Genomic DNA, 12,604 nt, shown 5'->3' with positions numbered 1-12,604 from the left:
AACTTCACTCGAAAACGTAGAATAAAGCTATCGATCTGTCTAATCAGTTGTTCTTGTAAATTCGATCGATATTGGTTCTTAATGCACGCATGACCCTGGACCAATTGCGGATTTTCGTCGCCGTTGCCGAGCGTGGCCACATGACCAAGGCGGCCGAGCTGCTTGGCATTTCCCAATCGGCCGCGTCTGCCGCTATTCGCGCGCTTGAAGAGCAGCACGGCGTCCATCTGTTCAACCGGGTCGGCCGCAACATCGAGCTCGCCCAGACCGGGCACCGCTTCCTGCCGGAAGCCAAGGCCGTGCTGGAGCGGGCGGCCACTGCACGCAATGTGCTGGAGCATGTCTCGCAGACGGTCACCGGCAGCCTCTCGATCGCCGCCAGCCAGACCATCGCCAGCTATTGGCTGCCGCGCCGGCTGGCTTCCTTCCACGAGGCCTATCCCGCCGTCAGGTTGAGCGTCACCATCGGCAACACCAGGCAGGTCGAGGCCAATGTCCTCGATGGTGCGGCGGATCTCGGTCTGGTCGAGGGGCGGACGGAATCCGACATCCTGCGTCGCGCCAAGGTCGACGTCGACAGGCTGTTGCTGGTCGTCGCCAGTGCCCATCCGGAGATCGCCGAAGTCTCGCAAGGCCGGCCCGACATCAAGGGCCTGCGCTGGATCATCCGCGAGGGTGGTTCGGGCACGCGCGAAGTGCTGGAGGATCTGGCGCGCCGCGAAGGAATTTCACTCGCCGACCTGCAGATATTCCTGGTGCTGCCGAGCAACGAGGCTATCCGCCAGGCGGTCGAGGCGGGTGCCGGCGCCACCATCATTTCCGAACTCGTCGTCGGCGGCGCGATTGCCGAAGGCAGTTTGCGCGCGGTGCCTATTGACCTGCCGAAGCGCGACTTCGCCATCATCACCCACCGCGACCGGCAGGCGAGCCTTGCCCAGATGGCGCTCAAGGCGCATCTCAGCGCCAGTGCCGATGAAGCGGCGCCCGTCCGCCCGTGAGTGGGCCGTGTCAGCCAAACTTTCGCTGGGCGTCGAGCGCCAGGCCAAGCCCGACCGAGCCGAACATGTCGCCGTCGATGACGGATGCCTGCGGCACCAAGGAGAGAATCTCTCGTCTTGCCAGCGGGATTGCGGTCGACCCGCCGGTCAGGAACACCGCGGTGATGTCGGATGGCTTGACCTGGGCGTCGCGGATGGTCTGCCCGACCGTTGCGGTGACCCGCTCGATGTCCCTTGCAATCGTGGCGTCCAGCCCGGTGCGCGTGATTTCGGCGGCGAACGCCGCCCCCGGCAGCTTCACCGCCACCTGAGCCGATGATCTGTCGGTCAGCTCGATCTTGGCCTTTTCGACAAGGGCCGCCAGCGCATGTCCATAGCGATGCTCGACAATGTGGATGAAGCGGTCGACCAGGTCGGCGCGCTCGGCCTCGTAGCGGATCTGGCGCAGATGCGTCATTGCCTTGGCGGTGTAGACCAGGTTGATGCGCTGCCATGTCGCGAGATCGATGAAGTAGCTGGCCGGCAGATTGCGCTTGCCGTCCTTGGTCGGGGTCAGATAGCCGAGCTGCGGCATCACATGGGCGATGCTCAACAGCCGGTCGAAATCCGTGCCGCCGATATGGATGCCGCGGCTGGCCAGGATGTCGTCCTTGCGGTCGAGCGAGCGCGAGCGCTGCGGTGAGACGCGCACGATCGAAAAGTCCGAGGTGCCGCCGCCCATGTCGACGATCAGCGCCAGTTCCTCGCGCGTCACCTTCTGCTCATAGTCGAGCGCCGCCGCGATCGGCTCGAACTGGAAAGCGATGTGTTTGAAGCCCTGGGCGCGCGCGGCCTTCTCAAGTTCGCCCTGGGCGTTTGTATCGGCCTCGGGGTCGTCGTCGACGAATTGCACCGGGCGGCCGAGCACCACCGTTTCGACCACGCCGCCGGCATCTTCCTCCAGTTTTTTGCGGAGGTGGCCGAGGAACAGGCCGACGATCTCCATGAAGCCGATCGAGCGGGACTTGATGCGGGTCTTCTCGTGGGCAAGCGAACTGCCGAGCACGCTCTTCAGCGAGCGCATCAGCCGGCCTTCGATGCTGTCGGTGTAGTTGGCAATGGCGTGGCGTCCGAAACAGGTGCGGTTGTCCTCAAAGTTGAAGAACACGGCACTGGGCAGCGTGACCTGCCCATCTTCAAGTGCGACGAGGCGCGGCTGCCCGTTGCGGACCACGCCAACGGTGGAGTTTGAAGTGCCAAAGTCGATACCGCCGAATGCTGGTCGCATGGCAAGTTTCCTGATTTTGTCTTTGGGGAGCGGCAACTCGTGTCCGGTCGGGCCGGGGGCGTGCTCTCTAACGCAAGACGCCGGAAAGGGAAACCCTTTTTGGAAATCCGGCGCGCCTAATCCTTTCGGAAGATCACCCTACCGAGCCAGCCCGTCAGCATGGCCAGCGATATCGCGAAGACGCCATAGAGGAAGGAATAATTGTGGGCGACACGGAAGATCGACTGCTCGAAGCCGGATTTGCGGATTTCGAGCTGGGCCGAGCTTTCCTTGATGAACACGCCACTCTTGAACAGGAAGGCGCGCGCCTTGTGGGTGCCGACCGGAACGTTCGGTGCCAGCCTGACGGTGGCGCGGAACAGGTTCTGCGACAGGAATTGCACGCCGCCGACATTCTCGCTGTAGAGGCCGGTCGCTGTCTTGCGGCTGCGCAGCGCCGCGGTGAATTCCTCGATGGTCGCCGGGTTGTCGCCAGCGTCGGCCGGCTGCATGTAGAGGTTGGAGGCACCGAGCGACAGCTGCTTGTAGCTGTTCGGTTCGGTGATGTCCTGCAGCGGCCGCGTCGTCGCCACCGAATACGACATCGGCACATTCTCGAAGGTTTCGGACTCCAGGTTGACCCAGACGCCGAGCACCCGGTCCTTGCGGCGCACCACGACCGGGCGCGGCGGACCCTCGAGCACGACGATGACATCGTATCTGCCTTGACGGGCAACCAGCGGGTCGGGATTTTCCAGCGAGCCGAAAATGGTCAGGTCGGCGCCGGAAAAGCCGGCGGTGATGGAAACATTGTCGGTGGAGAGGCCGATCTGGATGCCTTCTACCGGTGGTGTCTGTGCCTTAACCGGAACGACGGCCGCGAGCAACGACAGGACAATGGCGGTTGCGAACGCTTTAGGGCCCCTCATCAGTTGAGGCCCGTGGCGGTCAGCGAGTAGAGATTGGGCGGGGTGACGAAGAGGTCGATGGCGAGGCGGATCGCCACCGCGAGCACCAGCAGCGCCAGCAAGGCCCTGAGCTGCTCGCCGCGCAGCCTCTGGCCGGCCTTGGCGCCGTATTGGGCGCCGGCAACGCCGCCCGCCATCAACAGGAAGGCTAGCACGACGTCGACCGTCTGGTTGGTTGTGGCATGGACCAGCGTCGTGTAGGCGGAGGTGAAGATGATCTGGAACAGCGAAGTGCCGATGACGACGTTGGTCGGCACTTTCAGCAGATAGATCAGCGCCGGCACCATGATGAAGCCGCCGCCGACGCCCATGATCGACGACAGGAAGCCGATGCCGGCGCCAAGACCCAGCACCGGGATGACGCTGACGAACAGTTTCGAGGCCCTGAACCGCATCTTCAGCGGCAAGCGGTGGATCCAGTTGTGCTGGCCGGATTTTTTCAGCACCGGTGCCGCACCGCTGCGCGTGGCGCGCAGCGCATTGACGCTTTCGACCAGCATCAGCCCGCCGACCGTGCCGAGCAGCACGACATAAAGCAGCGAGATGAACAGGTCGAGCTGGCCGAGCCTGCGCAGGAAGGCGAAGACGAAGATACCGCCGGTGGAGCCGACGATGCCCCCGGCCAGCAGAACGCCGCCGAGCTTGAAGTCGAGCGTACCTCGCTTCATGTGCGAAAGGACGCCGGAGAAGGAGGAGGCGATGACCTGGTTGGCGCCGGTGGCGACGGCGATCGCCGGGGGGATGTTGTAGAAGATCAGCAGCGGCGTGATGAGGAAGCCACCGCCGACGCCAAACATGCCCGACAGGAAGCCCACTGCCGCACCCATGGCCAGCAGCACGAAGACGTTGACGGAAATTTCCGCGATCGGGAGATAGATGCCCACCCGTCAGTCTCGATCAGTTTTGCCTGTCGGTGAATGCAACCGTTGCGGGCATCTTGACCCGACAAGCCAGTTTGTTCTTGCGCCGGAGGTGCTACGAAGTCAAACCACGCAGCAATGCCGAAACAAAAAACATCTCAATCAGTTAACAGGCAAATGTGTGGCAAGGGCGTCGTGGAAGCGACGCATCTGCCGTTATTTGCGCGCCAGCAGCGCCTTGACCAGTTTTTCATCGACCGTGCCGGTCGCCGGCAGCTTGTTATCGGTCTGGAAAGCCATGATCGCGGTCTTCGTCTTCTGGCCCATCTTGCCGTCGGCGTCGCCTGCATCGTAGCCATTCTTGTTGAGGATGCGCTGGATGTTCTCGACGGCCTTCTTCATGTCGACGCTGGCGGTCGTCTGCGGCGTGCCGTCCTGCCAGGATTCGGGAATGTCGACCGAATTGGCTCCCGCATCCAGCGGCTTGGCCTTCCACAGTTCGGCCGCGGCACGGGCGCGTTCAAGTTGCTCGGGCCGCATCGCATTGGCGATCTCGTCGCGCTTGGCCGCCGCATCCTTGTCGCCGGTCTTGGCGACGAGCGCGAACCATTTGTAGGACTCCTCGAGGTTCTGCTTCATGCCGACGCCCTTGGCGGCAAGGATGCCGAGGTTGAACTGGCTGTCCTTGACGCCGACGTCTGCCGCCGCCTGGAACCAGTGCGCGGCCGACTCATTGTCGGTGACGCCATCCGCGGCCATGGCGAACAGCACGGCCAGGTTGTGCATGGCGCTGGCGTTGCCCTGCTCGGCGGCCAGCTGGTACCAGGTTTTCGCCTTCTTGATATCGCGCGCGACGCCAATGCCCTTCTCGAAGAAATTGCCGATGCGGTATTCGGCCGGCGCGAAGCCGAGTTCGGCCGACTTCTCGTACCATTTGGCGGCTGCTGCCATGTCCTCCTTGACGCCACGCGACTCGGCGTAGCGCGAACCGACCTCGAACAACGCCTTGGCGTCGCCGCCGGCAGCGGCATCGCGCAATGCGAGCGGGCCGACGTCGGTGGGAATGTCGAACTTGGCGGTGGCCGCCGCCGGCGAAGCGTCCGCCGGTGGAACCGCGCCCGTCGTGTCCTTGGCGGTGTTCGGCTCGGCCATCACAGGCCCGGTATCGGCATCGGTCGCTTCCGCAGAAATCGGGGCCGGACCAGCCGGGAGCGCAGCAGCCGAAGCTGTGATGTCGGGCGCCGCAGGGCTCGCATCTGCGGGCGTCGCCGAAGCAACAGGCGCAGGAACCGGTTCGGCTGTCGGTGCCGCATCCATCGAAGGCTCGATGCTTGGCGGCGTGGCCATCGTGCTTTGCGCGGCCATGTCATCCTTGGCTGCCGGTTCGGACGGCTCGGCCTGTCTGACGGAACGGGCCGGCGCGCTTTCCACGGCTTGCAGCTGAACGTCCGTCTTCGGCTGGCTAGCGGCATCGACCGAGGCGGTTTGCACCGGTTGCGAGGCGACGATCGGCGCGGCGTCTTTGCTTGCCATCTGCGCCGGATCGGCGAAGAAGGCCTTGCCTAGTTGCAGACCGGCGAGCGCCAGCATGATTGCGGCAGCCGCCATCAGGATCGGCTTGCGCCGCGCCTTGAGCAGGTCGCCGATCCGCAGTGCCTTCACGGGTCCGGTCATCGTCGACTGGCGCTTCAGCGCATCGGCCTCGGCGGCCGCCGCTTGCGCCGCGCGCCGCGCTGCAGCGATGAAATCCGATTTTGCGGCATCGGTGTCGCTTGGCTTGGCCGGCTGGCCGCGCTCGTCGCGCACGCGCTTCATGATGGCATTGAGGTCAGGTGCGCCGGAGCCGGGCTCCAGCGGCCGATTGGCCAATTTTGGGTCGAGCGGTTCGTCGAGGTCGACGCTCGGTGTCGGGGCAATCGGCGCCGAGCCGGCCAGCGGCGGAATGTCGGCCTCCTTCTTGCCCCTGAATGCACGTGCCAACCCGCCGAACAACGATTTGCGGCCGCCTGCCTGTTCGCTTTTCTCGGCGATGGTGTCGGAACTGAGGGCAGCCAGGGCCGCGGCAGCGGCGGCTTCGGCTGGTGAGCGCGTGCCCACGTCGCCACGCATATCCAGGTCGCCACGCATATCCAGGTCGCCACGCGTACCCAGGTCGCCACGCGTATCCAGGTCGCCACGCATGCCCGGATCATTGCGCAGGATAGCGGCGGCGCGGCCATCGAGATCGGCCATGTCCCCGGTAAGCGGTACAGGCTGATCGATATCCATTGACGGTGCCTCGACGGCCATCTTGGACCGCCGCGCACCGCGCCGGCTGTTGGGTCCGACCGCAGCCGCATCCAGGAGTTCGCTCACCGCCTCGACCGGTTCGCCGGGTTCCAGCGAACCCAACCGGTCGACGATCTTCAGCAGCGTGTCGTGGATGGCTTCGAATGTTCTCGAATTGCGCTCGTCCGAGCGCCGCGTCAGCGTTTCGAGGGTCTTCAGGTCCTGGGCGAGGCCGGAAACGGCTGTCGTGTTGGCGCTCGAACCGGCCAGCGAACGCACCGCGTTCTCGGCCGCTTCGCGCGCCGCGCCGAGGATGGAATCGCGCGTTCCGGACAGCGACTTCTCGATCTCGTCGAGACGCGGGCTGATGTCCTCGAATTCCGGCAGGGGCGTGCTGGGCCTTGAAAGGTGGGCGGACAGGCCGGCGACCTGCGCCTCCAGGCTGCGGATCAGCGCCGGATCGATGCCGGCCACCTGCGCGGCCGATGCGTCCAGCCGGCTTGAAATGTCTTCGAGCCGGCTTTCCAGGCCGCGGATCGCGGCTTCGCCTGCGGGATCGGGAACACGCGTTTCGATGCGCTTGGCCAGCGCGGTGAAGCGGGCGTCGATGGCTTCCATGATGCCGGCGCTGTCGACATGCGGCATGCGCTGGTCCAGCCTGTCGGCCACCTCGTCCAGCCGCCGCTCGAGATCGCGGAATAGCATGTTGCCCTGTTCGATGGCGTCGCCCTGGCGACGTTCCATCATGCTCGACAGCACGTCGAAGCGTTGCTCCAGGCCATGGAAGATATAGTCGGCGTCGGGCATGGCAGGCGCCTGGTCGATCTTGTCGGCAATGAGCGCGATCTGCTTGGCCAGGCGCTCCATCGCCTGCTCGGGCAGGTTGGCGCGGCCGGCGAGCTCGTCGACACGGCTCGACAGGGTGCTCAGCCGGTCCATGACAGCGTTGCCCGGGCGGTCCTGCGCAACTTCCTCGATCTGTTGGGCAAGCGAGTCGATCCGCTTCTCGATGCGCTCGAAAGCCTCGTGGTCGAAAGAATTGGCTTGCGCGGCGACCGTCGAGGCGACGATGGCGCGGGAGATCTCGTCCAGCCGCTCGTCGATCATGCCAAGCGTGTCGCTGCCACGATTGTCCTGCTGGCTGGCGAAATGATCGACGGCGCCGGCAAGCGTGCGGACCTTTTCCTCGAGCGAGCGCAGCGACAGCGATTCCGGCAGATTGTTGACGGCGTTGCTGATCTGCTCCAGCCGGTCGGTCAGCATTGATAGGCCGGGGTCGTCGGAGCGCTTGCGCTGATCGGCGTCGACGCGGTCCTCGAAGGCCGTCCACCGGCGATCGAAATCGTCCCAGCGGCGGTCGACCTTCTGCACGCTCTCCTCGCGCGCCAGCGTGTCGAGCGCGGCCTTGACCTGTTCGAGCTCGAGCCGCAGCATATTGACGCTTCTGTCGTCGCTCTTCTCGGCCAGTGTCTGGATGGCGCCGGAGAGCCGTTCGAATTCAAGGCCGAGTTCGGCGCTGCCCTTGGCCGAGGTGCCCGGCCTGGCGCCCGACTGGAAAGCCCGCTCGATGTCCTTGCGCAGCGCTTCGAATTCCCGCTGCAGCCCAGCCGTCATCTGGTGGCGCAGTTCCTCGCGCATGCCGCGCAACTCGCCGGCGATCTTGCCGACCATGGCAACGCCGTCCTCCTGGCCACGCACGCGATCGATGTCGCGGGCGATGGCCTGGTAATTCTGCCCGAAAGCGGCGGCGGGCGGCGGCGGGCTCGTCGGGCGCGGCGCCGGCTGCGGATCCTCGTACCACCGCTGCTGGCTGGAGGGTTGGCCAGAGGGTTGGGCTGCTGGATAGCGCGCATCGGCCCCGTATTGGCGGGGCTCGGGCCGTGCCATCGGGTCCTCGCGCGTACGCTCCAGCCGCTGCTCCAGCGTTTCGAGGGAACGGTTCAACTGCTCGAGCGTGGTCTGCGGCCTGCGCTGCCTGCCGGCGTTGAGTGTATCGAGGTAGGACCGCTTGCTGTTCATCGGTGCGTCCGTCTTTCAGATTGGCTGGCTCGCGGCCAGTTCCCCCAAGTCCCTGTCGGAACGAGGCGACAGCGGCTATGCCGCGGTGGAAGACGAGCTTCCCGGGCTCTCACCCGCGCTCCGAAAAACCGTGAAAAATTCGATACAGGATAACCACGGGTAGCCGACGCGCCCACATTTCGCCCAACGTGGTAAACAACGCGTTAACCAAACTTAAGAAGTTGCAAGGATGTCGGATGCCGGCAGCACGGTGCGGCATAACGCTCGCCGCGCAGAACGCCCTTGCGTCATGAGGCGGCTATCGGTATAGAATTGACGTAAACGTAAAAGGCGCCCTGAGCGTGCTGTTTGCGATTTGTTTGTTGAAACCACGACCGGAAGCAAGCCCCCGCTTCCAGTCAGGCGACGCACGGTCCAGGACCGCGACGCCACCAGATGGGGAAAGCCAGTGACCATGAAGCTTATCTCGGCCGGCGAGACCGCGGCCAATACCAACAATATGTCTGTCGAAACCGGCGAGGACCTTGTCCGCATCGGTGAGATGGCCAAGACATATGGAGTGACGCTGCGCACGCTGCGTTTCTATGAAGACAAGGGCCTGCTTAACCCGCAGCGCGACGGTTCGACCCGTCTCTACACGCGCCGCGACAAGGCCCGGCTGAAGCTGATCCTGCTTGGCCGCAAGGTTGGGTTCTCGCTGCGCGACGTCAAGCAGATGATGGACCTCTACGATCCGACCGGCTCCAACACCAAGCAGCTGCGGCTGGCGCTGGACAAGTCGGAAAAGCAGCTTGCCCGGCTGCAGAAGCAGCGCGCGCTGATCGATGACGCCATCAACGAGCTGAGCGGCTCGATGTCGGCGGTGCGCCAGATGCTGGCCCAGCGTTCGGCGCCGCAGGCGAGCGTCGCGGGCTAACTCATCCGCTGACTGTCTGACTATCAAAGCCGCGTGGCCCTGCCGCGCGGCTTTTCGTCGTCTTGGCCGCGGAACAATGCAGCCTCTCGCCGCTAGCTTGTGCAACGCCTCGCCGCTACGTTCACCGCGCGGTGGGCGGGAAATCTTGTCGCATCGAAAAAATTGACGTTTACGCAAACGTCAATTTTTGCTATCCCGCTCGCAAAATGGGTCCGCATGCCACCCTTGGTATACTTCAGGGGCATTCGGACAGGTCTGCAGGGTGGAGGAAAGCATGCCGACATACAGGGCTCCGGTCCAGGATACGCTGTTCGTGCTCAACGAGGTGCTGGGCTATCAGCGCTATTCGAACCTTCCCGGATTTGCCGACGCCACGCCCGATGTACTGGAGGCCATCCTCGCCGAAGGTGCCAAGCTCGCCGAAAACGTCATGCATCCGCTGAACCGTGTCGGCGACATGGAAGGCTGCGTGCGCCATGACGACGGCTCGGTGACGACGCCGAAAGGTTTCAAGGAGGCCTTCGGCCAGTATCGCGAGGGTGGCTGGATGGGTCTGGCCGCACCCGTCGAGTTCGGCGGCCAGGGCCTGCCCTACGCGGTGCACACCGCCGTTGCCGAATATATGGTGTCGGCCAACATGTCGCTGATGATGTATCCGGGCCTGACGCAGGGCGCGATCGCGGCGATCATCACACACGGCACCGACGAGCAGAAATCCAAATGGCTGCCGAAAATGGTTGAGGGTGCCTGGACCGGCACCATGAACCTGACCGAGCCGCATTGCGGTACCGATCTTGGCCTGCTGCGAACCAAGGCGGTGCCGAATGGCGATGGCACCTACAAGATTTCAGGCCAGAAGATATTCATCTCGGCCGGCGAGCACGACATGTCGGACAACATCGTCCACCTGGTGCTGGCCCGCATCGAAGGCGCGCCGGAAGGCGTCAAGGGTATCTCGCTGTTCATCGTGCCGAAGCTCAAGCTCGACGCCTCGGGCAATCCCGGCAACAGGAACACCGTCTCCTGCGGCTCGATCGAGGAGAAGATGGGCATTCATGGCAATTCGACCTGCGTCATGAACTATGACGAGGCCGAAGGCACGCTGCTCGGCGAGGCCAATGGTGGTTTGAAGGCGATGTTCACGATGATGAACGAGGCGCGCCTCGGCGTCGGCCTGCAAGGGCTGTCGCTGTCGGAGATCGCCTACCAGAACGCCGCCGCCTACGCCAAGGATCGCTTGCAGGGCCGCTCGCTGTCGGGGCCGAAGGCGCCGGACAAGAAGGCCGACCCGATCGTCGTCCATCCCGACATCCGCCGCAGCCTGATGACCATGAAGGCCTTCAACGAGGCCGGCCGCGCGCTGGCGCTGTGGACGGCGATCAAGTCCGACGTCGCCCACCGCTCTGGCGACGACAAGGACCGCCAGGCCGCCGACGACTACACCGGCCTGTTGACGCCGGTGGTCAAGGGCGTGCTCACCGACAAGGGGTTCGACCACGCCGTGATGGCGCAGCAGGTGTTCGGCGGTCACGGGTACATCGAAGAGCACGGCATGAGCCAGTTCGTGCGCGATGCCCGCATCGCCATGATCTATGAAGGCGCCAACGGCATCCAGGCGCTCGACCTCGTCGGCCGCAAGCTCGGTTTGAATGGCGGCCGCGCCGTGCAGGCCTTCTTCAAGGAGGTCGGCGAATTCTGCGAGGAAAACCGTTCCGACGAGAAGATGGCGCCGTTCACGAAGGCGCTGAAGAAGGGCCTCAACGACCTTCAGGCCGCCACCATGTGGCTGCTGCAGAACGGCATGGCCAAGCCCGACAATGCGGGCGCCGCCTCGACCGATTTCATGCATCTCTTCGGCCTTGTGGCGCTGGGCTATATGTGGGCGCAGATGGCCAAGGCGGCGCTTGGCAAGACGGAGGCCAACGGTTCGCAGTCCTTCTACGACAACAAGGTTGTGACGGCGCGCTTCTTCATGGAGCGGATCATGCCGGAAACCGGCGCTCACCTCGCCCGCATTTCGAGCGGTGCCGACACGCTGATGGCTCTGCCGGCGGAAGCGTTCTAAGCTCGAACGCCGGCACCGCCGGCCCTGTCTGTCGATACGCGGAGGAAATCGTGGCGACAAATCCCGCCGAAGTGCTCTCTTTGCCGAAGCCCGCCTGGGCGGCGGACGAGGTCGGCATGCTCTACGACATGGCGCACCGCTTCATGTCGGAGGAAATCGCGCCGCGCTACGACGAATTCGAGAAGAACGAGATGGTCGACCGCGAGAGCTGGTTGAAGGCCGGCGCTGCCGGTCTGCTCTGCGCCTCGATGCCGGAGGAGTATGGCGGCTCGGGCGGTACCTTCGCGCATGAGAGCGCCATCATCGAGGCCATTGGCCATGTCGGTGTCGATGGCTTCGGCATCGGCCTGCACAATTCGATCGTCGCCCCCTACATTCTCCACTACGGCTCTGAAGAGCAGAAGAAGAAATGGCTGCCGAAGCTGGCGACCGGCGAACTGATCGGCGCCATCGCCATGACCGAGCCAGGTGCCGGCTCCGACCTACAGGGCGTCAAGACGCGGGCGCAGAAGGATGGCAACCAGTACAAGATCAACGGTTCCAAGACCTTCATCACCAATGGCCAGCTTGCCAACTTCATCATCGTTGTCACCAAGACCGATCCGGAGAAGGGCGCCAAGGGCACCTCGCTGATCGTCGTCGAGACCGATGAGGTCGAAGGCTTCCAGCGCGGCCGCAACCTCGACAAGATCGGCTTGAAGGCCAACGACACCTCGGAACTGTTCTTCAACGATATGCGCGTGCCGACCTCCAACCTGCTCGGCCATGAGGAAGGGCAGGGCTTTGTCCAGCTGATGCAGCAATTGCCGCAGGAGCGGCTGCAGATCGGCACCGGGGCGATTGCCATGATCGAGCGCGCCCTGGCGCTGACCATCGACTACGTGAAGGAGCGCAAGGCGTTCGGCAAGGCGATCATCGATTTCCAGAACACCCAGTTCAAGCTGGCCGAACTCAAGACCGAGGCAACCATCGGCCGCGTCTTCTACAATGATTGTGTGACCCGCCACATCGCCGGTGGCCTCGACCCGGTAACGGCGTCGATGGCCAAATACTGGCTCAGCGACCTGCAGGGAAAAGTCGTCGACGAATGCCTTCAATTGCATGGCGGCTATGGCTACATGAATGAATACCCGATCGCCCGCATGTTCCGCGACGCCCGCGTCCAGCGCATCTACGGCGGCACCAACGAGATCATGAAATTGCTGATCGGACGCTCGCTCTAATGCACGTCGCCCAAAAGTGGTCCCGGTTTTGGGAGATCGAT

The 12,604-nt window shown here is 64.1% G+C and carries 8 protein-coding genes; 4 read left to right on the top strand and 4 right to left on the bottom strand.

Annotated elements, in window-relative coordinates:
- The first annotated feature begins 89 nt into the window (after positions 1–89).
- Positions 90–998 (top strand): LysR substrate-binding domain-containing protein, encoded by a 909-nt coding sequence (locus tag AC07FD_RS20475; protein ID WP_478351319.1) that lies wholly within the window; start codon positions 90–92, stop codon positions 996–998.
- Between the two features lie 10 nt (positions 999–1,008).
- Here AC07FD_RS20475 and AC07FD_RS20470 read toward each other — a convergent pair whose 3' ends face one another.
- The 4 genes from AC07FD_RS20470 to AC07FD_RS20455 all read right to left on the bottom strand — a co-directional run bounded on the left by AC07FD_RS20470 (position 1,009) and on the right by AC07FD_RS20455 (position 8,359).
- Positions 1,009–2,265, bottom strand: a complete 1,257-nt coding sequence (locus tag AC07FD_RS20470) for an Hsp70 family protein (RefSeq protein ID WP_457151524.1) — start codon at positions 2,263–2,265, stop codon at positions 1,009–1,011.
- A 116-nt stretch (positions 2,266–2,381) separates the two neighbouring features.
- Positions 2,382–3,173: a TIGR02186 family protein gene (locus AC07FD_RS20465; RefSeq protein WP_457151523.1), complete on the bottom strand. Its 792-nt coding sequence runs from the start codon at positions 3,171–3,173 to the stop codon at positions 2,382–2,384.
- Positions 3,173–4,096 (bottom strand): sulfite exporter TauE/SafE family protein, encoded by a 924-nt coding sequence (locus AC07FD_RS20460; protein WP_095082339.1) that lies wholly within the window; start codon positions 4,094–4,096, stop codon positions 3,173–3,175. The genes AC07FD_RS20465 and AC07FD_RS20460 overlap by 1 nt, the downstream gene beginning before the upstream one ends.
- 192 nt (positions 4,097–4,288) lie before the next feature.
- Positions 4,289–8,359: a peptidoglycan-binding protein gene (locus AC07FD_RS20455; protein WP_478351318.1), complete on the bottom strand. Its 4,071-nt coding sequence runs from the start codon at positions 8,357–8,359 to the stop codon at positions 4,289–4,291.
- 454 nt (positions 8,360–8,813) lie between these two features.
- Between AC07FD_RS20455 and AC07FD_RS20450 the strand changes: the two genes are divergently transcribed.
- From AC07FD_RS20450 to AC07FD_RS20440, 3 genes are all read left to right on the top strand, one after another.
- Positions 8,814–9,275, top strand: coding sequence for a MerR family transcriptional regulator (locus AC07FD_RS20450; protein ID WP_478351335.1), 462 nt, complete (start codon positions 8,814–8,816; stop codon positions 9,273–9,275).
- Between the two features lie 274 nt (positions 9,276–9,549).
- Entirely contained in the window at positions 9,550–11,340 is a 1,791-nt protein-coding gene (locus AC07FD_RS20445; RefSeq protein WP_478351317.1) for an acyl-CoA dehydrogenase, read from the top strand.
- Between the two features lie 50 nt (positions 11,341–11,390).
- Positions 11,391–12,563 carry an acyl-CoA dehydrogenase family protein gene (locus AC07FD_RS20440; protein ID WP_478351316.1) on the top strand — a complete coding sequence of 391 codons (1,173 nt, stop codon included), beginning with the start codon at positions 11,391–11,393 and terminating at the stop codon, positions 12,561–12,563.
- Positions 12,564–12,604: the final 41 nt, after the last annotated feature.

Source organism: Mesorhizobium waitakense, from assembly GCF_056431085.1.
Note: the sequence above shows the minus strand (reverse complement) of the source record. Positions and strands in the feature narration are given on the sequence as shown.